The 21,451-nt window shown below is 44.3% G+C and carries 20 protein-coding genes and 1 pseudogene; 9 read left to right on the top strand and 12 right to left on the bottom strand.

Annotation, left to right across the window (positions count from 1 at the left end):
• The first annotated feature begins 8 nt into the window (after positions 1 to 8).
• The 7 genes from C2M32_RS14470 (at position 9) to C2M32_RS14440 (ending at position 7,479) form a co-directional block, all read left to right on the top strand.
• On the top strand, positions 9 to 665 hold the full coding sequence (locus C2M32_RS14470) for a riboflavin synthase (protein WP_105169023.1): 657 nt from the start codon (positions 9 to 11) through the stop codon (positions 663 to 665).
• A gap of 29 nt (positions 666 to 694) precedes the next feature.
• A complete protein-coding gene (gene ribBA, locus C2M32_RS14465) occupies positions 695 to 1,807 on the top strand; it encodes a bifunctional 3,4-dihydroxy-2-butanone-4-phosphate synthase/GTP cyclohydrolase II (RefSeq protein WP_105169022.1) in 1,113 nt (370 codons plus the stop codon).
• Positions 1,808 to 1,966: 159 nt separating this feature from the next.
• A complete protein-coding gene (gene ribH / locus C2M32_RS14460) occupies positions 1,967 to 2,431 on the top strand; it encodes a 6,7-dimethyl-8-ribityllumazine synthase (protein ID WP_070993251.1) in 465 nt (154 codons plus the stop codon).
• A gap of 11 nt (positions 2,432 to 2,442) precedes the next feature.
• Positions 2,443 to 2,853: a transcription antitermination factor NusB gene (nusB, locus tag C2M32_RS14455; RefSeq protein WP_105169021.1), complete on the top strand. Its 411-nt coding sequence runs from the start codon at positions 2,443 to 2,445 to the stop codon at positions 2,851 to 2,853.
• 42 nt (positions 2,854 to 2,895) lie between these two features.
• Positions 2,896 to 3,858 carry a thiamine-phosphate kinase gene (gene thiL / locus C2M32_RS14450; RefSeq protein WP_105169020.1) on the top strand — a complete coding sequence of 321 codons (963 nt, stop codon included), beginning with the start codon at positions 2,896 to 2,898 and terminating at the stop codon, positions 3,856 to 3,858.
• Between the two features lie 8 nt (positions 3,859 to 3,866).
• Entirely contained in the window at positions 3,867 to 4,352 is a 486-nt protein-coding gene (locus tag C2M32_RS14445; protein WP_105169019.1) for a phosphatidylglycerophosphatase A family protein, read from the top strand.
• Between the two features lie 34 nt (positions 4,353 to 4,386).
• A complete protein-coding gene (locus C2M32_RS14440) occupies positions 4,387 to 7,479 on the top strand; it encodes a ligand-binding sensor domain-containing diguanylate cyclase (protein WP_105169018.1) in 3,093 nt (1,030 codons plus the stop codon).
• Here C2M32_RS14440 and C2M32_RS14435 read toward each other — a convergent pair.
• The 4 genes from C2M32_RS14435 to C2M32_RS14420 form a co-directional block, all read right to left on the bottom strand.
• On the bottom strand, positions 7,476 to 7,775 hold the full coding sequence (locus C2M32_RS14435) for a DUF962 domain-containing protein (protein WP_105169017.1): 300 nt from the start codon (positions 7,773 to 7,775) through the stop codon (positions 7,476 to 7,478). The genes C2M32_RS14440 and C2M32_RS14435 overlap by 4 nt on opposite strands.
• Positions 7,776 to 7,818: 43 nt before the next feature.
• Positions 7,819 to 9,678: a 1-deoxy-D-xylulose-5-phosphate synthase gene (dxs, locus tag C2M32_RS14430; RefSeq protein ID WP_105169016.1), complete on the bottom strand. Its 1,860-nt coding sequence runs from the start codon at positions 9,676 to 9,678 to the stop codon at positions 7,819 to 7,821.
• 122 nt (positions 9,679 to 9,800) lie between these two features.
• Positions 9,801 to 10,688 (bottom strand): (2E,6E)-farnesyl diphosphate synthase, encoded by an 888-nt coding sequence (gene ispA / locus C2M32_RS14425; protein WP_105169015.1) that lies wholly within the window; start codon positions 10,686 to 10,688, stop codon positions 9,801 to 9,803.
• A 3-nt stretch (positions 10,689 to 10,691) separates the two neighbouring features.
• Positions 10,692 to 10,934 carry an exodeoxyribonuclease VII small subunit gene (locus C2M32_RS14420; RefSeq protein WP_105169014.1) on the bottom strand — a complete coding sequence of 81 codons (243 nt, stop codon included), beginning with the start codon at positions 10,932 to 10,934 and terminating at the stop codon, positions 10,692 to 10,694.
• Positions 10,935 to 11,254: 320 nt separating this feature from the next.
• Between C2M32_RS14420 and pomA the strand changes: the two genes are divergently transcribed.
• Together pomA and C2M32_RS14410 are read left to right on the top strand one after the other, a co-directional pair.
• The gene (pomA, locus tag C2M32_RS14415) at positions 11,255 to 12,022 is read left to right on the top strand and encodes a flagellar motor protein PomA (RefSeq protein ID WP_105169013.1); all 768 of its coding nucleotides are present in this window, start codon (positions 11,255 to 11,257) and stop codon (positions 12,020 to 12,022) included.
• A gap of 5 nt (positions 12,023 to 12,027) precedes the next feature.
• On the top strand, positions 12,028 to 12,972 hold the full coding sequence (locus C2M32_RS14410) for a flagellar motor protein MotB (RefSeq protein WP_105169012.1): 945 nt from the start codon (positions 12,028 to 12,030) through the stop codon (positions 12,970 to 12,972).
• 29 nt (positions 12,973 to 13,001) lie between these two features.
• Here the strand turns inward: C2M32_RS14410 and C2M32_RS14405 are convergent, their stop codons facing one another.
• The 8 genes and pseudogenes from C2M32_RS14405 to mrdA all read right to left on the bottom strand — a co-directional run bounded on the left by C2M32_RS14405 (position 13,002) and on the right by mrdA (position 21,441).
• Positions 13,002 to 14,207, bottom strand: a complete 1,206-nt coding sequence (locus C2M32_RS14405; RefSeq protein ID WP_105169011.1) for an aromatic amino acid transport family protein — start codon at positions 14,205 to 14,207, stop codon at positions 13,002 to 13,004.
• A gap of 220 nt (positions 14,208 to 14,427) precedes the next feature.
• Complete coding sequence (gene lipA / locus C2M32_RS14400; RefSeq protein ID WP_105169010.1) at positions 14,428 to 15,393, bottom strand: lipoyl synthase; 966 nt, start codon at positions 15,391 to 15,393, stop codon at positions 14,428 to 14,430.
• Positions 15,390 to 16,043 (bottom strand): lipoyl(octanoyl) transferase LipB, encoded by a 654-nt coding sequence (gene lipB / locus C2M32_RS14395; protein ID WP_105169009.1) that lies wholly within the window; start codon positions 16,041 to 16,043, stop codon positions 15,390 to 15,392. Before lipB ends, lipA begins: the two co-directional genes overlap by 4 nt.
• Positions 16,044 to 16,061: 18 nt before the next feature.
• The gene (gene ybeD / locus C2M32_RS14390) at positions 16,062 to 16,340 is read right to left on the bottom strand and encodes a DUF493 family protein YbeD (protein ID WP_105169008.1); all 279 of its coding nucleotides are present in this window, start codon (positions 16,338 to 16,340) and stop codon (positions 16,062 to 16,064) included.
• Between the two features lie 151 nt (positions 16,341 to 16,491).
• Complete coding sequence (locus C2M32_RS14385) at positions 16,492 to 17,655, bottom strand: serine hydrolase (protein ID WP_105169007.1); 1,164 nt, start codon at positions 17,653 to 17,655, stop codon at positions 16,492 to 16,494.
• Between the two features lie 45 nt (positions 17,656 to 17,700).
• The gene (locus C2M32_RS14380) at positions 17,701 to 18,465 is read right to left on the bottom strand and encodes a septal ring lytic transglycosylase RlpA family protein (protein WP_105169006.1); all 765 of its coding nucleotides are present in this window, start codon (positions 18,463 to 18,465) and stop codon (positions 17,701 to 17,703) included.
• The gene (rodA, locus tag C2M32_RS14375; RefSeq protein WP_105169005.1) at positions 18,462 to 19,571 is read right to left on the bottom strand and encodes a rod shape-determining protein RodA; all 1,110 of its coding nucleotides are present in this window, start codon (positions 19,569 to 19,571) and stop codon (positions 18,462 to 18,464) included. The genes C2M32_RS14380 and rodA overlap by 4 nt, the downstream gene beginning before the upstream one ends.
• A pseudogene (mrdA, locus tag C2M32_RS14370) lies at positions 19,568 to 21,441 on the bottom strand (penicillin-binding protein 2). Before mrdA ends, rodA begins: the two are co-directional and overlap by 4 nt.
• Between the last annotated feature and the right edge of the window lie 10 nt (positions 21,442 to 21,451).

Below are 21,451 nucleotides of genomic sequence, written 5' to 3'. Positions count from 1 at the left end.
GAGGCAATATGTTTACAGGTATTATTGAAGCAACAGGTACATTAAGCGAGTTAAGAGCTGCGCAGGGCGACTTAGTTGTTCGTGTCAGCAGTTCTGACTTGGATATGAGCGATGTAAACCTAGGCGACAGCATTGCGACTAATGGCGTATGTTTAACCGTTGTCGAAAAGTTCAAAGACGGATTTCGCGCTGACCTTTCAAATGAGACGATTAAACTCACTCAGTTTGCTCATTATAAAACTGGCCAGAAAGTTAATTTAGAAAAGGCCTTGCAGCCGATCTCGCGCTTGGGAGGCCACCTTGTTTCCGGTCATGTTGACGGTATCGCAACTGTAAGTGCAATTGAGAGCAATGCGCGGGCAACAGAATATTGGCTAGAAGCGCCAGCGGAGTTGATGAAATATATTCCTCATAAGGGTTCTGTTGCGATTGATGGGATCAGTTTGACCGTCAATGAAGTCAAAGGCCAGCAGTTTAAACTTACAATTGTGCCCCATACGGCACAAGAAACGACCATTGCTGACCTAAAGGTGGGCAGTCAGGTCAACTTAGAAGTCGATCAAATAGCCCGTTATTTAGAGCGTTTGGTGCTAGGAGCACAACCCCAGGCTAACGAGTCTACTCTCACAGCCAGTTTGTTAGCCAAAGCGGGCTTTATAAAATAACCCCAAAACCTTAATCAGATAGGTAGATTATGAATTTAAACAGCGCACAAGAAATTATCGATGACATTAAAGCCGGTAAAATGGTCATCTTAATGGACGATGAAGACCGTGAGAATGAAGGTGACTTGATCATTGCCGCCGAACATATTTCAGCAGATGCGATCAACTTTATGGCCACTTATGGCCGTGGCTTAATTTGTTTGACGATGACGCAAGAGCGCTGTAAACAACTAGATTTACCTCTTATGGTACGTAATAACGGCGCTCAATTCTCGACCAATTTCACCTTATCCATTGAGGCCGCCAAAGGGGTGACAACAGGTATTTCTGCAGCAGATAGAGCACGCACTGTTCAAGCCGCAGTCGCCAAAGGAGCGCAACCTGAAGATATCGTCCAACCGGGTCACATTTTCCCAATTATGGCGCAACCTGGCGGAGTATTAACGCGAGCAGGGCATACAGAAGCTGGGTGTGATTTAGCCCGTTTAGCCGGACTAGAGCCTGCTTCTGTGATTGTGGAGATCTTAAACCCAGATGGCACCATGGCGCGCCGTCCTCAGTTAGAAGTCTTTGCGCAAGAACACAATATTAAAATAGGGACTATTGCGGACTTAATTGAATACCGAAACCTCAATGAAACCACGATTGAGAAGGTTGCTCAATGTAAGTTGCCTACTGAGTATGGTGAGTTTGACTTAGTGACTTACAAAGACACTATCGACAATCAACTACATTATGCGTTAGTCAAAGGTGAGGTAAAACCAGGTGATACCACCTTGGTTCGTGTGCATCTACAAAGCACCTTCAATGACATTTTGCTTTCAGATCGCGGTGCCGAAAGAAGTTGGAGCCTGCACAGTGCGATGCAATATATCAGTGAACACAAGGGTGTATTGGTGGTACTTGGCAAACAAGAACAAAGTTCAGAAATCGAAGCGATGGTTAAAGCATTTGCCGCGCAAGATCAGGGTGAACAAGTAAACGTTCGTAAATTCCAAGGAACGTCTCGTACAGTGGGCGTGGGATCACAAATTTTAGCGGATCTGGGCATTCAAAAAATGCGACTGATGAGCATGCCGAAAAAGTATCACGCTTTATCAGGTTTCCATTTAGAAGTTGTCGATTACGTAGAACCGCAATAAGACGATAAAAGTTACAAGCAAGCGGGCCCAATTCAGGCCCGTTTTAAGTTGTTTGGGGATAGTTAAAATTGTGCTATCATGCGCCCCAATTTGGCAATTGCTGGACCGAGAATTCGGTACATGCTTCAGCGTTGGTATTTATAAGATTAGGATCATCTAATGAACATTATTGAAGGTAACAAATATGCACCGGGCAAGAAATTTGCCATTGTTATTTCTCGTTTTAACGACTTTATCGGTAAAAGCCTGCTTGAAGGTGCGGTAGATGAGCTAAAGCGTACGGGTGGCGTAAGTGATGAAGATATCACGGTTGTTTACGTACCGGGTGCCGTTGAGTTACCTCTAGCAGCTAAACGTATTGCGATGAAAAAGCAGTTTGATGCGATCATTGCTTTAGGTGTTATCATCCGTGGTGGTACGCCTCATTTTGATTTAGTTGCAAATGAGTCAAATAAAGGTCTGGCAAGCGTATCACTAGACTATGATATCCCAGTTGCATTTGGCGTACTAACCACTGAAAGCATCGAGCAAGCCATTGAACGTGCGGGCACCAAAATGGGCAATAAGGGCGGCGAAGCTGCACTTGGCGCTTTAGAAATGGTTAACGTGCTAGAGCAAATTTAAGAGGATCCTCTGTGAAACCAGCAGCAAGACGTAAGGCACGTATATTGGCTTTACAAGCCGTTTATTCTTGGCAATTAAGCGGTAACCCAATCGCCGACATCGAACAGCAAATGTTGATCGAAAATGATGTATCTAAAGTCGACGTTGAATACTTCAAAGATTTGGCGCGTGGTGTAGCGGTAAATCAAAAGCAGCTTGATGAGATTGTAAAACCACACTTGTCACGACCTTTCGATGATTTAGATGAAGTGGAAAGAGCGGTACTAAGAGTGAGTGCTTATGAACTTAAGTTCAGAGAAGATGTACCGTATAAAGTTGCTATCAATGAAGGTATTGAATTGGCAAAAATGTTTGGTGCGGAAGACAGCCATAAGTTTGTAAATGGTGTCTTAGATAAAGCCGTAAAAGACATTCGCAAGTAAGGCCAAATAAAGGAGAGCCGGCGTTGGCCGGCTTTTTTGTATATGAAGGAATTTGAACTCATCAATCGCTATTTCACAGGTAGGGGGATTACTCGCCGTGATGTTGATTTGGGGATTGGCGATGACTGTGCGTTGATAAGCGTGCCAGACAACTGCCAATTAGCAGTGACAACCGACACCTTAGTAGAAGGTGTACATTTTTTTGCTGATATTCCTCCACGCGCTTTAGGCCACCGTATTTTAGCGGTTAATTTAAGTGATCTTGCAGCAATGGGTGCTGAACCTGCTTGGGTGTCGATAGGGCTGACATTGTCAAGCATCGACCAGCAGTGGCTGGAAGAGTTTACCGAAGGAATGCACGATATCGCCGAATACTATAATGTACAGATTATAGGTGGAGATACGACTCAAGGGCCATTGACCATTACGGTATGTGCTAAAGGTATTGTGCCCAAAGGTAAAGCTTTGACTCGCTCTGGGGCCAAAATTGGTGACTGGATTTATGTTACAGGGCCGCTAGGAGATTCAGGCCTTGCGATTGAAGCGCGTAAACAGGGTTGGGATATAGCACCTGAACATTTAAAAAACGCCACAGAGCGTTTTAACTTTCCTTCACCTAGAGTGGCAGCAGGTCAAGTCCTAAGAGGCACGGCAACCTCTGCTATAGATATTTCGGATGGCTTATTAGCTGACCTATCACACATTCTTCGTCAATCCGGTGTGGGTGCTGTGATTCACGCCGATAAAGTGCCGACATCAGAAGCATTGAACAGTATCAGTGACGATAATATGCGTCTTAAATTGGCGCTAGCCTACGGTGATGATTATGAATTGCTATTCACCGTTAGTGACGATAATAAGAATTTGCTTGAAGCCAAGTTACAGCAGTATGGTGTAGAACCGGTATGTATTGGGCAAATTATTAATAATGACGGCAAGTTAGAATTACTTTACCACAACCAGACATGGCCATTTCCCGATATTGGTTATGAACATTTTAGCTAGGAGTAGCTTTGGCTAAGCAGTATAAATTTGATCTTAAGCGCCCCCATCAGTTTTTTGGTTTAGGTTTTGGTTTGGGATTGTCCCCCGTTGCGCCTGGCACTTTTGGTACGCTAGGTGCGTTACCGTTTATTTTTATTACCGCAAGTTATCCATTGTGGTTACAGGTCGTATTTGCCATTGTCATCAGTGTGTTTGGTCTGTGGGTGTGTGGGCAAACCGCCAGAGATGTACAAGTTCATGATCATCCAGCTATTGTTTGGGATGAAGTGGCGGGCTTTTATATTACTATGTTGGGGGCCGCATTGAGCTGGCAATCTTTGATTGTGGGTTTTTTATTGTTTCGATTTTTTGATATTGTAAAACCTGGACCGATAAAAATGCTCGATAAAAGGTTACATGGCGGCTTTGGAATTATGGTCGATGATGTACTTGCGGGTATTTTTTCATTGATTTGTGTACAGGCTTTGTTTAAAACTGGTGTTTTAACGGGCTGATATTAGGCAGAAAATAGTGTCAACTATGGACAGAATGTTAAGGTTAGTATTTGTAGTGGCGGTGAGCTTAATTGCGCACTTTGCACAGGCTTCAATTAACGATTATGTGGTCAAGCAATGGAACTTACAAAACGGCCTGCCTTCTCAGTCTATTAAAAGCATTACACAAGATAAACAAGGGTATATTTGGCTGGCGACTCAGTTTGGTTTGAGTCGCTTTGATGGTCAGAAGTTTACCAATCTCACCACACAAAACACCGATTTTCTGCGTTCTAATGCTATCCACAAGTTGTTGGTTGGAAGGGATGGGATGCTATGGGTAGGTACTCGCCGTGGCGTACATCGCTTAGACCCGCAAACTTTGGAAGTAGAATCACTGGATATACAAGGGCCAGTAAGGGACTTATTAGAAGACCAACAGGGCAGTATTTGGGTTGCAGCAAATGGTTTGCATTATATTTCCCATGCTAGTCTATCTGTCGCTAGTGGCACGTCAGTTCAGTCTCGCAAACTATCAGTAGTTAGAATCAATCAGATAGTCGGGGCTGTAACTAAAATGGCTTTGGCATCAGACGGTATTTGGCTTGTCAATGAGCGCCATCTTCTTAAAATTAAGCAATCGAGTTCATCTACTGAAAACGCATTTAGACTGGAATTATCTAGTCGTTTATCACTGCCACAACAGCTAGCGCAAACCATACTACACGACTTGGCTTGGATAGATGGCCGTTTGTTTTTAGCCACTGAATTAGGTGCATATTTCCTAGATATTGACGAAGTACTACGTCGTTACGATGAAATTGGTAACACCGCTGTTTACAAGTTCATGAGTGATGGTGAAGGTGGCGTTTGGGTGTCGACTTCCAATAATTTGATGTTTAGAGAGGGCCGAGGCGAGTGGCAATCCGTGCGTCCGGTGCTTTCCGAACAAAGCGTATGGTTTTCAGATATTTTCAAAGACAGAGAAAATAATATTTGGTTGGCAAGCCTAAATGAAGGGTTGTGGTTTGCACATGCAGGAAAAGTAGAACGTTACTCAGTGGGTAACGACGTAAACCAAGGGATCACTGCGATTACCCGTGCACCCAATGGCAAAATTTGGGTGGCGAATCGCTATGGTGTTGGCGTCTTGGATGAGAGCAACCAGTATCAACAAGTGATTGATATGAACCGCTTGCAGCGCCTTACCGTGAATGATCTAGAATTTCAGGGAGACGTTCTGTTGATGGGCACCGACAGAGGCGTTTTAGCTTATGAACGGGGTGAATTGCGCAGTTTGCCCCATCGAGAGTTAAGACAAAACCCTGTTTTTTCTATCAGCCCCTCTAATGAAGGTGGGTTATGGTTTGGTACGGGGCGTGGTCTATACCGACTTGAATACTCTGAACTGACCCCATTCAACTACAACACATTTTTAGGTAGTCAGTTTGTCACCTTCGTGGTCGATTTCCCTACATTTGGTTTTATTGGCACGAATAAAGGCGCATATCGCTATAACGAACGTGGTATCGAAAAACTGGGTGGCCAAACTTCATTAGAAACAGCATATATCACCAGCATCTTCCACATTCAAGATGTTGCGACCTTAATAGGTTCTTGGAGTGATGGACTATTCTATCGAACCGCCGCGGGTCAATGGTATCAGCTAGACGCGTCAAATGGCCTGCCATATGGCTCTATTACATCGCTATACTTTGACAAACAGCTGCGTCAGGTGTGGGTTGGCACTAAAAAGGGTGTTTATCGGATGCCGGTTGGGCAGTTCAAAGGTCCAATCACCAATCTAAAGGTTGATCAGGTTATCAGCCAATTTGATAGACAGCTAGACGGTAAAGCGAGTCGTTGCTGCTCAGGTTTTGGCCATGATGCGGTAATGGAAACGATGGACGCTATTTGGTATCCAAGCTCCCAAGGTGTGGTAAGAATACCTAAAAATATGCAGTTATTTGGCTCGGATGAGCTGATGTTAAAACTGGAAGCCATATTTACACCAGAGCGCCGTATTGCGGGTAAAGCACTACAAGATAAAATTTTTCTTGATACCTCAGAGCGTGATCTGACCGTGCAGTATACCGCAATTGACTTTTATGCTCCGCAAAGCATCGAGTTTAGATATCGGCTACTGAGCAACGGTATGACAAGTGGTGATTGGCGAGAAACGCCAAACCGCCAAGATGCTATTTATACCAACTTGTCGCCAGGTTCATATGTATTTGAGTTACAGGCGAAAAGGCGAGGGCAAGACTGGCAGGCTGCTACTTCTAAGCGAGTCGACATTGCAATCCCTAGGCGCTTTGACGAAACCATGTACTTTAGATTGCTGATCACTTGTGGATTTGCCTTCTTGTTCTATTTGATATTTTGGGTCTTCAGAGCACAGGAGCGACGCAAACATCAGGCGCTGGAGGACTTGGTAGCTGAACGCACTACAGAGCTGAGAAAAGCGAATGAAAAACTCAATCAGGTCAACACTCAGTTAAAGCTGGTCAGTCATACAGATGAGCTAACAGGTTTGCGCAGCCGTCGTTTCTTATTCGATCAGTTACCCAAAGATGTTGAGCATTTTCAGCGCAACGCACAGTCTTTGCAGCAGCAAAATAAAAGCTTAGTGTTGATGATCCTAAATATTGATAAATTCAGCAAAGTTAATGACGCTTATGGCCCCATTGGTGGTGATAGCTGTTTGCAGCAGATGGCGGCGTTGCTGAATTCAAGAACGCAGGGGTCAGACTATGTTGCACGCTGGAGTGGCGATGAGTTTTTACTTCTATTGCGTGATTTTAAACGTGATGATGTTGATAGCTACGCCAGAGAGCTATGTAAAGCGGTGGCGAATTTTGACTTTATGCTGCCAAATGGTAAGTCGATGTCGATGAGTATATCCATGGGCTGGTCGCTGTATCCTCTGCCTTTGTTGGGGGGACAGGTGATTGGCTGGGAGGCATCGGTAAATCTGGCTGATATCGCGCTGCATCAGGTAAAACAACGTGGTGGTGATGGGGCGGCGACGATTATATTTGATGATCAACTGGATGCCTTTGAATTTGAACAAAGCAGCAATGTTGAATCTCAACTGGAAGTGTTACAAAGCAATGGATTAGCTGAAGTTAAAGTGTGGATGCGTTAACTTTGCCTTGTTAGCCAACGCCAATACATTACCCAATCCGCAAGTAACGAGTAAAAGGGATGAGTAAAAGTGGCAGGTCGATTATGTTCAAATACAAAATGGCCTACCCAAGCAAATCCATAGCCAAATACAGGTGCTAGCAGTAAATACCAAGCACTTTGCCAGTACAATGCGATAAGACAAGTTGCAATCACCATTGTACTGCCCAAATAGTGGCACAATCGACACCAAGAGTTTTGGTGTTGTTGTAAATAATACGGGTAAAACTCTCGAAACGTTTTAAATTGCTTTTCCATTGGCAGCGGCCTAGAGATAAAAAAAGGAGCATATGCTCCTTTTTTATACTAGCTTTTGCACTTTTTGCAAAATACCTTGTTCATCAAGGTTCATCTGAGCGTGCATCTCATCTTGCGTACCATGCTTGATAAACTCATCAGGCAAGCCAAGGTGAGTGACTTTAGGTGTCACCCAAATGGTTGCAAAAAACTCACTGACTGCACTACCTGCACCGCCAGCGATTGCATTGTCTTCAAGCGTCACAAAGTGCTCGTGTGTTTTTGCCAGCTCAGTTAATAACTCAGTATCAAGAGGTTTCACAAAACGCATATCAACCAGCGTTGTATCGCACTGCTCGGCAGCAAGTTTTGCATTGTGCAACAGGGTACCAAAGTTGAGAATCGCAACTTTCTGACCACTTCTTAGCAGATTAGCTTTGCCGATAGGAAGCTTTTGCATGGCGACTTGTACGTCAGCATCACCAGCGCTGCCTCTCGGATAGCGCACTGCTACTGGGCCATCATAGTGATAGCCTGTGTGGAGCATCTGACGGCACTCATTGGTGTCACTAGGTGCCATGATAACCATATTGGGGATACAACGCATAAAGCTTAAGTCATAGGCTCCTTGATGGGTTTCGCCATCAGCGCCAACGACACCTGCACGGTCAATCGCAAACAGCACAGGCAAGTTTTGTAACGCTACGTCGTGGATCAATTGGTCATAAGCGCGCTGTAAGAAACTCGAATAGATGGCAACTACGGGTTTTAACCCTTCACATGCGAATCCAGCAGCGAGTGTTGCAGCATGTTGTTCAGCAATAGCGACATCAAAATATTGCTCAGGATACTCTTTAGAGAAACGCACCATGCCAGAACCTTCACGCATGGCTGGTGTGATTGCCATTAGCCTTTTATCATCAGCAGCCTCATCACATAGCCAGTCACCAAATACCTTTGAGAAGGTTGGCGCGCCCGGTTTTGATTTGGGTAAACTATGCACGCTTGGATCGAATTTTGGCACAGCATGATAACCAATTGGGTCAGCTTCGGCGGGCTTATAGCCTTTCCCTTTTTGGGTTTTGATATGCAGTAGCTGAGGGCCTTTCAAATTACGCATATTACGTAGTGTATCGACCAACATATTCACGTCATGGCCATCAATCGGACCGATATAATTAAGGCCCAACTCTTCGAAGAAAGTACCCGGTATGACCATACCTTTAAGGTGCTCTTCCATACGACTGGCCAGCTCCTTGACCGGAGGAACACCTGATAGAAGCTTTTTACTCCCTTCACGGATACTGGTGTAGAAGCTACCCGATAGAATACGCGCAAAGTGATTGTTTAATGCGCCCACATTCTCAGAGATAGACATTTCATTGTCATTGAGCACTATCAGCATATCTGACTTTATATCGCCAGCATGGTTCATGGCCTCAAATGCCATACCCGCGGTAATGGCACCATCACCGATCACAGCGACGGTTTTTCTACCCTTACCCTCTTTTTGTGCGGCTATAGACATGCCCAGCGCCGCAGAAATAGAGGTACTTGAGTGGCCAACACTGAATGTGTCGTATTCACTTTCTTCTCTATAAGGGAATGGGTGTAAACCATCTTTTTGACGGATGGTGTGAATCTTACTGCGACGGCCCGTCAGAATTTTATGTGGATAGGCTTGATGACCAACATCCCAGATAAGGCGATCTTCAGGTGTGTTATAAACATAATGCAAAGCAACGGTGAGCTCTACTGTGCCTAAACCTGAAGCGAAATGACCGCTGCTTTGCGACACTGAGTTTAATAAGTAATCTCTCAGTTCATCGCTGAGCGTGCTAAGTTTGTGCTGCGGTAACTGTCGCAGTTGCTTTGGTTCATCAACCAAAGTTAATAAGGGGTACTTGCTACTATCCAATTTCATCGTATCGATTATGTGTCCTACGCAAACTTCGCACAATTATATACAAAGCCTGCTGTTAATTTTATTTATTTTATGCAAATTAGCCATTAATTTGTCATGAACTTAGATTAAGAAAACGAATTTTAATGGTTACGTTCAATGATGTAGTGGGCTAAACTGGCCAGAATTTCAGTATCTTGATCTATATCTTCCAAGGCTTTCAGCGCTTGCTGAATTAAGCTACTGGCTTTTTGCTTGGCACCATCCAAACCTAGTAATGCGGGATAGGTGGATTTTTTGTTCTCAATATCAGAACCTTTGGGCTTACCCAAGGATTCAGTGTCCCCTTCAACATCAAGAATATCGTCCTGCACTTGAAAAGCTAAACCAATATTCTCTGCATAGCGACGTAAGGCGTTAAAGGTATCTTCGCTGACACTAGGAGCACACAGCGCGCCAAGCTCAATGGCTGAACCTAGCAGAGCACCGGTTTTTAAGCGATGAATTCGTTCCAATTCAGCGAGAGATATTACTTGGTCGGTCCCCGCTAAATCAAGCGCCTGACCGCCAATCATGCCTTGTAACCCCGCAGCGTGTGCCAGTGTGTTGATCATCTTGATTTGTTGCTCAGGGGGGACCTTAAAGCGATGCTCACTAAGCAGTTCAAATGCCAAAGTTTGCAACGCATCACCTGCGAGAATAGCCTGTGCTTCATTAAAAGCAATGTGGCAGGTAGGCTTACCACGACGTAAATCGTCGTCATCCATCGCGGGCAAATCGTCATGTACCAACGAATAACTGTGAACGCATTCAATCGCAGCGGCAGCCACATCTAAGTCTTCAATAGTTGCACCAAACATTTTACCTGTCGCGTACACTAAAAAAGGCCTCAGTCTTTTACCACCATTATTGATACTGTAGTAAGTTGCAGCCTTAACGGTCTCATCGGTGTCCAAAGGTCGCGCAAAATAATTAGCGATAAATGCAGCTAAACGCTCCTGTGTATTTTGTAGTTGCTCCTGTAATTGCACGGTCTATTCCACGTCACCTTGAAATGGTACGGTTTCACTTTGCGTATCATTGGCCATAAGAATAGAGACTTTTTGCTCGGCTTGTTGCAGCTTACTGGTTGAAGAATTTGCCAGTGCGATGCCACGTTCAAATTGCTTAAGCGATTGTTCCAGAGTCAGCGAACCTTGCTCCATAGAGTGAACAATCCCCTCTAATTCGGCCATTGCTTCTTCAAAACTCAGATTTTCTGGTTTTTTTGTTGCCATGATGATGTCTCGTACCTAACCAATTTTAAGACTAAATGAATTTAAGAGCCCAATTCTAGGGCCAATGTAGTGCGAGGTCAAAGTTTGCAGGACTATTTTGCGATACTGTTGCACACAGTGATAGGTTTTGTACCAAAGAGTGGCTCGCAATTTCGGTGCTTTTTAATATAATTGACTTAAGATATTCAGTAGCTTGCCGATAAACAAACACTTACTAAACGCTTTGCCTCATTTCAATAATAATGGCATGTGTTTTGAATGCCTTTTGGCAATGGTACCTGAGCAATAATTTAGAATAGATAAGACTCTCTGGAGGGTATGTGGATTTAGCAACCGTAATTGGGATCCTGGGCGCAATAGGCCTGATTATTATGTCCATGTTCATGAGTAGTGACGGTGAAATAATCATGTTTGCCGATGCGGCTTCAGGCGTCATAGTGTTTGGCGGTTCATTGTTTATCGTATTAGCAAACTTTTCTATGTCTAAGTTTTTTGCCATAGGTAAAGTTGTTGGTAAAGCCTTCATGTTCAAAATTGAGACACCTGAAGAGTTGATAGAAAAAGCGGTTGAATTGGCTGATTCGGCACGTAAAGGTGGGTTCTTGGCTCTAGAGGAAGCGGACATACCGAACTCCTTTATGCGCAAAGGGGTTGATATGTTGGTGGATGGACACGATGCGGATGTCGTTAGAGCTACGCTACAAAAAGACATCGCTTTAACTTCCAGCCGTCATGAATCTGGCGCACTACTTTTCAAAAAGCTTGGTGATATCGCGCCTGCAATGGGGATGATTGGAACATTAATTGGTCTGGTTGCTATGTTATCTAATATGGATGACCCAAAAGCAATTGGTCCGGCTATGGCGGTTGCGCTATTAACCACTTTGTATGGCGCGTTTTTGGCCAACGTTGTGGCAATTCCAATTGAATCGAAATTGGGGCTACGTAAAGACGAAGAAGAATTGAACCAAAGGCTAATCTTAGACGCTATTTTGGGTATTCAAGATGGTCAAAACCCAAAGGTGATAGAAGGTATCTTGAAAAATTACTTACCAGAATCAAAACGCCTGCATGAGAAAGAGGAATAGCGTCTATGTCTTCTGAGGAGAGAGAGTGTAAATGCCCACCTCCCGGCCTGCCTGCTTGGATGGGAACATTTGCTGATTTAATGTCGCTATTAATGTGCTTTTTTGTACTGTTACTGGCTTTCTCGGAAATGGACGTATTAAAGTTCAAGCAGATTGCGGGCTCAATGAAGTTCGCATTTGGTGTACAAAATAAGATTGAAGTTAAAGATATTCCCAAAGGCACCAGCGTCATCGCAATGGAATTCACTCCGGGTAAACCCGAACCTACTCCAATAGAAACCATTCAGCAGCAGACTGTTGAGATGACCCAACAAATGTTGGAGTTCCAGGCGGGTGAGGAAAGCTCCGCAGGGGGGCGTCAGGAGCAGCGAGGTAATAAACGTGGTGGTGATTCACAAAGTACCTCACAAGAACAGGCTATGACGCAAGCTATTGCTGCCGCTGAGCAAGAGCAGGTCAATGAGTTGGTGAAAAAGATTGCTCAGCAGATGGAAAAACAAATCATGGATGGGGCAATCGAGCTTGAATCATTGGGCCAGCAAATCATTATACGCATACAAGAAAATGGGGCTTTTCCATCGGGGAGTGCATTTTTACAACCCAAGTTCACTCCGGTTATTAGAGAAATCGCTGATTTATTGAAGGATGTACCCGGTGAAATCACCGTTTCGGGGCATACCGATGATTTTCAAGTCAGTAATGAGTTGTACAGCAACAATTGGGATTTATCTGCGACACGCGCAGTGGCCGTTGCCAGTGAAATGGTCAAAGCCCCTGGCTTTGATAAAAATCGGTTAGTTGTGGTAGGCCATGCTGATACCCGTCCGCTGGTACCCAATGAAACAAATGCAGATAGACGGCGCAACCGTCGCGTAGAAATATCTATCTTACAAGGTAAACCACAAGAGTCTGACCCGATTGAAGTCAGACAGAATCCACAAAGCAACTAATAATCGTTGCTTTGTGATGTCTGATCTTTTTATCCTAATGAAGGAATAACCCCTGACATTTGCAAGCCTTGTGCTGCAATGATAACGATGCCACACAGTGCGGCCATCGCAAGCCCTAATGTGCCGCCTCTTACCTGATAACCTGTTGTTGGTGTGCCACGGCGACGTTGTGACCAGACCATAGCCACGGGTAAAAATACCGCTAGAATAACCAAGGCGATGGCTGCATAACCCAAGGCCATAATAAAGCCTTTTGGGTAGAACAAGGCAAACCCCAGTGGGGGTAAGAAGGTGATCAAAGCCGTTTTACTTCTATCCAGACTTCCATTTCCCTTTTTAAATGCGTCAGCAAAGAAGTCGAACAGTCCTAAGCTCACACCTAAAAATGATGTGGCGAGGGCCAAGTCGGCAAAAATCGTTACGAAAGTTGTGATGTGTGGATTGTGGGCGATGCTAGAAATGTTGTTAACAAACCCTGTTAATCCCTCACTTTGCATTAAACTTTGTTGGCTCATAACACCTTGGCTTAAAAGCTGCCAGAATACATATATGGTCAGTGGAAGCGCGGCACCAAACATCATTACGCGGCGCAGTGACTTAATGTCTAAGCCCACATACTTTACCACCGATGGAATGGAGCCATGGAAACCAAAAGAAGTGAACACCACAGGAATAGCAGATATTACAAGCCCTTGTTCAATCGGCATATCTAATAAATGTTGGCCATGCACATAAGGAGTTAAAACATAAAATAGGCTAGCTAAAACAATAAGCTTAATACTGAAAAGCACCTTGTTAAGTTTGTCTACTGTACTGGTGCCTGCGGTGACGACCGTTGCCACTACAATGGCTAAAATAACAGAACCTACCTGTGGGGCAACTTGCATACCCAGCGCGTGGTTAATTTTCTCTTGTAACTGGGCACCGCCGCCTGCAATGTAGGCCGCACATAGCGCGTAAAATAAAAATACCATTGAGAAGTTTGCAATGTATTGGCCGCGTTTACCCAAAATAGATTTTGCTAGGGTGTTCAATGTTGCATCGGCACTGGCATACTGGTGAAGTTCAAGCATGAGTAATGCGGTATAGGTCATTAGTAACCAAGACAGCACAATCAGAATTAATGCTGTGGTAAATCCTAACCCCGCAGATGCAATCGGAAGCGCTAGCATACCTGCGCCTATGGTCGTACCTGCAACGATCAGCATACTCCCCAGTGTTTTATTTTTAAGCACAAAATGCCCCTTTGTATGTGAGAGAGTCCAGCAAGATATACTGCTGTGTTATAAATTGAAATAGTTTTGCCATAAATCAATGTTAACGATTGTAATCTATGTTTTACGAGCAAGTAATAGAGCAACAGAATGTAGCAAACTTGCCACCTTGAAATGGTCTTACCACGGTAGAGCGGATGAAAAAAAAGCGCCAAAAGGCGCTTTTTTAGTAGAAATCGTGTTATTTCACTTCTTTACCAGCAGCTTGTTGGTCTGCGTGGTAGCTAGAGCGGACGAATGGCCCACATGCAGCGTGAGTAAAGCCAATTTCATCGGCATACTCTTTTAGTGCATCAAACTCAACAGGCGGGACGTAACGCTTAACTGGAAGATGGTGTTTTGAAGGCTGTAGGTATTGACCAACAGTCAGCATGTCTACGTTATGTTCACGTAAGTCACGCAACACTTCTTCTATTTCAGACATCTCTTCACCTAAGCCGACCATCAAACCTGACTTAGTTTTAACGTTCGGATGAGCTTCTTTAAAGCGACGTAACAATTCCAAAGACCACTTGTAATCCGCTCCAGGTCTTGCCAACTTGTACAAACGTGGTGCGGTTTCTAGGTTGTGGTTAAACACATCCGGTGGCGTTTGAGTTAAAATTTCTAGGGCACGCTCCATTCGACCTCTAAAGTCTGGTACCAAAATTTCGATGGTAATATCTGGGTTGTGTTTACGAATAGCAGTAATACAGTCTGCGAAGTGCTGTGCACCACCATCACGAAGATCATCTCTGTCTACTGATGTGATAACCACATAACTTAACTTCATGTCTTTTATTGTTAAGGCGAGTTTTTCAGGTTCCTCGGCGTCAGGTTTCAGCGGACGACCATGCGCAACATCGCAAAATGGACAACGACGAGTACAGATAGCCCCTAATATCATAAAGGTTGCAGTACCGTGGTTAAAGCATTCCGACAGGTTAGGGCAAGATGCTTCTTCACATACCGAGTGCAGGCCATGTTTACGCATTGCTTGCTTGATACCATCAATACGCTCGCTTGACTTAGGCAAGCGGATCTTAAGCCACTCAGGCTTTCTAAGCATTTCCTGTCGTTCAGTTGGGAGTACTTTTACTGGGATCAATGCCATTTTTTCAGCATCGCGAAGCTTTACCCCTGGCTCCATTTTTACTGGTTTACTCATTCGTTTTCAAACCCTTCAGTTTGCTCAACATGTTGCGCATTAAGTCGCTTCAACATGTGTTTGACTAGCCCATTGCCAACCTCAATCATAGAGTCTGGGCCATTTAATTCACTGGTTTGTACCATGTTCATGCCGGCATAACCGCATGGATTAATTCTTAAAAAAGGCGACATATCCATGTTTACATTGAGTGCAAGGCCATGAAATGAACAGCCGCGACGAACTCTTAATCCTAATGACGCTATTTTACTCTCGCCAACATACACGCCCGGTGCATCTGCTTTAGCATACGCGTTGATATTATGCTCAGCTAGAAAATCGATGATACATTCTTCTAGCCATGTTACCAGTTCTCTTACACCAATCTTTAAGCGTCGCAGATTAAACAATACATACATCATCTGCTGTCCTGGGCCGTGGTAAGTTACTTGACCACCCCGATCTACTTTGATCACGGGGATATCCCCCGGCGCTAGCAAGTGCTCATCTTTACCGGCCTGACCTTGAGTGAATACCGGCTGGTGCTCAACCAACCAGATTTCATCGGCGCTGTCGTCGTCTCGCTGATCGGTATAACTTTGCATTTTTTGCCAAATAGGTTCGTAGCTACGTCTACCTAACTGGCGAACAATAACGGTATGTTGGCTCATAATCACTTCTTTAGTCCGTTACAGTACGTAACGTACGTCTTCTAGTGAGCCAATTTCATTATAGATCTGTTCAATATGTTCTTTTGACGTCACTGTTGCTACAACGGTGATAGATTCATAGGTGCCTTTACTGCTTGGCTTGACTTTTGGTGCATAATCACCGGGTGCGATTGCCTGTAGTTTCGTCAGCACTTGATCCGTCAGGTTTACATTTGCAACGCCCATAATCTTGAATGTGAATGGGCATGGGAATTCTAAGTACTCATCAAACTTAGTATTTTTAACTGGCTTTACCACAACGGTGTCCTCACAACTGGAACTTGCTTGTATTAATCACAAGCTTGGCTAATCGAGTTAGTGTTCTAACCCTGAATAATGGCGGCATTCTACCATTTTTATGACAAAAAAAAACGCCTCCAGTAGGAGGCGTTTATTTATACTTTTATAATTATTGCATGATCTGTAAACGTAGGTAGTCGTATATTTTGCTAAAGAAACTGCCTTCGCCGATTTCTTCAAGAGTAACAAGCGGATACTGAGCAATTTCTTCGCCTTCTAGCTGTAAGAACAATGTACCTACTTTGCTGCCTTTAGCAAGCGGTGCTTCTAAGGTTTTATCCAGTTCGAAGTTCGCTTTTAGGTTTTTACGTTGTCCACGTGGGATAGTAATAGGGGTATCTTGCAAAATACCTAAAGAAACGGTTTCTTTATTACCCATCCAAATACGTTGTTCTGCGAAGCTATCACCAGCCTTGTATGGGGTGATGGTTTCAAAAAATCTAAAACCATAGTTAAGTAGTTTCTTGCTTTCTACTTTACGTGCTCGCTCACTCGCTGTACCCATTACAACCGCGATAAGACGCATATCGTCTTTAACGGCAGAGGTAACAAGACTGTAACCTGCTTCTGAGGTGTGGCCAGTTTTGATACCATCCACGTCAAGGCTTGCATCCCACAATAAGGTGTTGCGGTTGTATTGTTTTATGCCGTTATATGTAAAAGACTTTTCTTTGTAAAGTGCATACTCATCTGGGACATCACGGATTAAAGCAGCGCCAAGAGTCGCCATATCACGAGGTGTTGTATAGTGTTCGTCAGTATCAAGGCCATGGCTGTTGATAAAGTGGGTATTAGTCATACCTAACTTCTCAGCGTGCGCATTCATAAGATCAGCAAATGCGCTTTCACTTCCTGCGATATGCTCGGCCATTGCAACACAAGCATCATTACCAGATTGAATGATGATACCGCGGTTTAAATCATCTACACTAACCTGCTTACCCACTTCGATGAACATTTTAGAAGACTCAGGAAAGTTTTTAGCCCAAGCCTTTTCACTTATAGTCACCATATCTGAGCCAGAAATATTACCTGCGTTCATTTCTGTACCAATCACATAACTGGTCATCATTTTAGTTAAACTGGCCGGCGCTAATTTGGTGTCGGCTTCACCCTCAGCAATGACTTTGCCTGTTGTGAAATCAACTAAAAAATATCCTTTAGCGTTAACTTGAGGAGGTGATGGCAAGATCTGTGCGTTAGCCGCAAAAATTGAGGCGGAACACACAAGTCCGCAAAGTTGAGTGATAAATTTCGATTTTAATAAAGTCATTATGCTCGCAATTTTAATTTAGTTAGTCAGCGTCACCGCAATATTCTAAAGTTGTTGTTCACTATAAAGCAAGAAGGCTTGGCTAAATTGGCCTTTTCGCAAACTATTCAGTACAGATTGTGCCTGATTATCATCTTGCATTGGTCCCAAACGCAGCTTGTATAAGCCATTTTCTAACGTGATGACATTAGCGATGGCCATTTCTTGCTCAAGAGTGCTCGCCATGGTTTGGATTTTGTCTAATTGACTGCCAGCCGCTACTTGGATGTAGGTTAAGCGGGGCGCTTTTCTTGATAGGGTAATCGCTTCTACCTTAACTTTGGCTGTACCATTTAAGTGATAGCCTAGCTTGTACGCGGCGGCGTAAGACAGGTCAATAATTCGATCGTCATGAAATGGACCTCGGTCATTAACCCTGACGATAGCGCTCTTCCCGTTGTCTAAATTGGTTACCTTAACAAAGCTTGGAAGGGGCAGGGTTTTGTGCGCTGCGGTCATATCGAACATATCGAATACTTCGCCATTAGAGGTGTGATAACCGTGGAACTTTCTGCCATACCATGAAGCTGTCCCTTGTTCTATGTAGCCATGCTCATCAGACATTGGCGTGTAGCGTTTACCCATCACCACATAAGGGCGTCCGGTGCTGGCACTTTTGGCTTCATTGGTCACGATTGCGTCTTGCATTTCAAGTTCGGTAGGCGCTCTCAATGGGGCTTTGTCATGTTTTATGTGGTAACGACTGCTGCACGCGCTGAGCAATACAAGCAGTATCATGCCCAAACTCAGATGTAACTGCGCTTTACTCATGATTTTAAAAGCATCCTCTTGTCTGTTGCGATAGCCATAATAATGCCAAATCCAGCCATCAAGGTCACCATTGAGGTTCCACCATAACTAATCAGTGGTAGTGGTACACCCACTACAGGCAGTAATCCTGATACCATTCCAATATTTACAAATACATACACAAAGAATGTTAAGGTCAGTGCACCTGCTAGCAATTTACTAAAGGCATCCTGAGCACGGACCGCGATGTACAGTCCTCGGCCAATAATAAACAAATAAAGGCTTAATAATATCACCACACCAAACAAGCCAAACTCTTCACTGAGTACGGAGAAAATAAAGTCAGTGTGACGCTCTGGTAAAAACTCCAATTGAGATTGGGTGCCTTGCAACCAGCCTTTACCCTCAATGCCACCAGATCCGATGGCAATTTTTGACTGAATAATGTGATATCCCGCACCTAGCGGGTCGCTCTCTGGGTTTAAAAACGTCAAGACACGCTGTTGCTGGTAGGCATGCATACCATAGTGCCAAAAAGCAAACCCGGCTGGTCCCGCTAACAATGCAAATATGCCGATGAGTTGCCAGCTTAAGCCTGATAAAAACAACACAAAAATCCCCGAACTAGCGATAAGAATCGAAGTCCCCAAATCTGGTTGCTCTTTAATTAAAATGGTGGGCACAATGACAATGGTAAAACCTACTACCAGATTCCAGATTGAGGGCGGAAGGCGGTGTTGACCTATATACCAGGCGACCATCATGGGCACGGCTATTTTCATGATCTCAGACGGTTGAAATCGAGTGATACCCAAATCTAGCCACCGTTGTGCGCCTTTGCTGCTGACTCCCACAAACAAGACTGCAACCAACATGGCAAGGCCTATTAAATACATTGGGATCACTATGCGCTTTAACGTGATAGGTGAGAGTTGTGCCATAAACAGCATGGCAATGACAGCGCCTGCCATACGAGTACCGTGGCGTATCATCATATTGATATCTTGACCACTGGCACTGTAAACGACGGTTAAACTGCCCACCATCATTAACATTAAAGCCACTAGCAAAGGCAAGTCTAAGTGTACTATTTGCCAGATTGTGCGCCGATTATGTAACGGGGTCATTGAGCCTCCGTATCAAGTGGGTACGCAGAAAAGTAGTAATCCATGATTTGCCTAGCGATTGGCGCTGCAATTGAACCACCGCCAGCCTTTTGGTTTTCAACGATGATAGCAACGACTATTTTCGGGTCATTAAATGGAGCAAAACCGGTGTAAACTGCATTGTCGCGATGTCGCTCCTTGAGTTTCTTAGCATCATATTTTTCGCCTTGCGCTATGCTTACGACCTGTGCTGTTCCTGTTTTACCTGCAGGGTCATAAGTTACGCCTTTAAAGGCTTTATGGGCCGTACCTGTGGTTTTCGTTACGGTGTTATGCATCGCATCCAAGGCAATTTGCCAGTGGCGTGGATTTTTGAGCTGTACAGGAGGTTTTTCTTCTGTGAATAGCTGCGTGATGTTTTCTTCCTGTCTGGCTACTTGCACCAAGTGAGGTTGGCGGTGAACGCCGCGATTTACCAAGATACTGAGTGAATTAGCTATCTGGATGGGGTCGCGGTCCAATAACCTTGACCTATCCCGACCGAAATCGTATCACCGGGCCACCAGTTTTCTTTAAATCTGGCACGTTTCCAATCAACCGTTGGTAATATGGCGGTTGTCTCTTCATGGATATCAATACCAGAGAGATCGCCAAAGCCGAATTGATCCATAAAGTCGGCAATCTTACTGATGCCGAGTTTGTAGGCTATTCGATAGTAATAAGTATCACATGATTCCTCGATCGCGCGGTATACGTCAACGTGTCCATGCCCCCAGCGTAACCAGTCACGCCATTTATGATCGACATTGGGAATTTGAAAAAAGCCAGGATCCCAGATCTCGGTTTCTTCGGTTACGATACCTTCTTCTAAGCCTAAAATAGCTAAATGTGGCTTAATTGTTGAAGCGGGCGCGTAGCGCCCTTGAGTGACTCGGTTGATCAGTGGTCTATCTTCGTTGAGTAACTTTTTATAATCTTCGCTGCTGATACCGTGTACGAACAAGTTAGGGTCATAACTAGGGTTCGAGTACATCGCTAAAATCCCCCCATCTTTGGGATCGATGGCAACCACAGCGCCACGGGTATCTTTCAATGCATGTTGAGCAATTTGTTGCAGACCAATGTCCAATGTCAGTACCAAGTCTTGGCCCGGCACGGGAGGTTCCACACTGAGTGTTCTCAGCACTCGGCCACGGTTGTTTACTTCAACACGCTGTGAACCGACAATACCATGTAGTTGCTCTTCGTAATATTTTTCGATACCACGCTTACCAATATCGTGTGTAGCCCGATAATTGGTTGCCTGCCCATCAATCTCAAGTTCAGCCAGTTCCTTCTTGTTAAGTTTGGCAACATAACCTAGCGCATGGGTGAGTGTATCGCCGTATGGGTAATGTCGAGATAAACGGGCTTCAATACTAAAACCTGGAAATTTATGCTGATTAACAGAGAAAATGGCAACTTCCTGTTCATTCAAACGGGCTTTAAGTACTTGGCTTTTAAAGCGTCGGTTGTTGCGGATGTCCTCTAAAAATTCTTTTATTTGCTGATCTGTAATGGGGATCAGTTTACTCAATTGCTGCAAACTCTGCGTTAAATCTTCCACGTCTTCTGGGACCACTTCGAGATTGTAAACAGGGCGGTTCTCAGCAAGCAAGACCCCATTTCTGTCGTAAATTAGCCCTCGGTTGGGCGCTACAGGAATGACCTTGATACGGTTGTCGTTTGAGCGAGTTTTATAGGTATCGAAGTCTACAACTTGCAGGTTGTAGACATTCATTAACAGAATACCGATTAGAGAAACTACGAAAATAAAGCCAATAAATGCGCGACGGGCAAAGAGGTTTGCCTCGGCTGAATGGTCACGAATCGTTGGCCTTTTTTTCAACATCGTTTATTAA

The sequence above is a fragment of the Pseudoalteromonas sp. T1lg23B genome, assembly GCF_002964665.1.
In the GTDB taxonomy this organism is placed as follows: Bacteria; Pseudomonadota; Gammaproteobacteria; order Enterobacterales; family Alteromonadaceae; genus Pseudoalteromonas.
The sequence above is the reverse complement of the archived record's forward strand: the minus strand, read 5'-3'. Positions and strand labels throughout refer to the sequence as shown.

What these genes read in the sequence shown, in the direction of transcription:
- C2M32_RS14410 (WP_105169012.1), top strand. Translation starts at nt 12,028, where the DNA reads ATGTCTTCTGAGGAGAGAGAGTGTAAATGCCCACCTCCCGGCCTGCCT.
- C2M32_RS14420 (WP_105169014.1), bottom strand. Translation starts at nt 10,934, where the DNA reads ATGGCAACAAAAAAACCAGAAAATCTGAGTTTTGAAGAAGCAATGGCC.
- ribH (WP_070993251.1), top strand. Translation starts at nt 1,967, where the DNA reads ATGAACATTATTGAAGGTAACAAATATGCACCGGGCAAGAAATTTGCC.
- C2M32_RS14435 (WP_105169017.1), bottom strand. Translation starts at nt 7,775, where the DNA reads ATGGAAAAGCAATTTAAAACGTTTCGAGAGTTTTACCCGTATTATTTA.
- thiL (WP_105169020.1), top strand. Translation starts at nt 2,896, where the DNA reads ATGAAGGAATTTGAACTCATCAATCGCTATTTCACAGGTAGGGGGATT.
- C2M32_RS14470 (WP_105169023.1), top strand. Translation starts at nt 9, where the DNA reads ATGTTTACAGGTATTATTGAAGCAACAGGTACATTAAGCGAGTTAAGA.
- rodA (WP_105169005.1), bottom strand. Translation starts at nt 19,571, where the DNA reads ATGACCCCGTTACATAATCGGCGCACAATCTGGCAAATAGTACACTTA.
- C2M32_RS14440 (WP_105169018.1), top strand. Translation starts at nt 4,387, where the DNA reads ATGTTAAGGTTAGTATTTGTAGTGGCGGTGAGCTTAATTGCGCACTTT.
- C2M32_RS14380 (WP_105169006.1), bottom strand. Translation starts at nt 18,465, where the DNA reads ATGAGTAAAGCGCAGTTACATCTGAGTTTGGGCATGATACTGCTTGTA.
- lipB (WP_105169009.1), bottom strand. Translation starts at nt 16,043, where the DNA reads ATGAGCCAACATACCGTTATTGTTCGCCAGTTAGGTAGACGTAGCTAC.
- ribBA (WP_105169022.1), top strand. Translation starts at nt 695, where the DNA reads ATGAATTTAAACAGCGCACAAGAAATTATCGATGACATTAAAGCCGGT.
- lipA (WP_105169010.1), bottom strand. Translation starts at nt 15,393, where the DNA reads ATGAGTAAACCAGTAAAAATGGAGCCAGGGGTAAAGCTTCGCGATGCT.
- C2M32_RS14385 (WP_105169007.1), bottom strand. Translation starts at nt 17,655, where the DNA reads ATGACTTTATTAAAATCGAAATTTATCACTCAACTTTGCGGACTTGTG.
- dxs (WP_105169016.1), bottom strand. Translation starts at nt 9,678, where the DNA reads ATGAAATTGGATAGTAGCAAGTACCCCTTATTAACTTTGGTTGATGAA.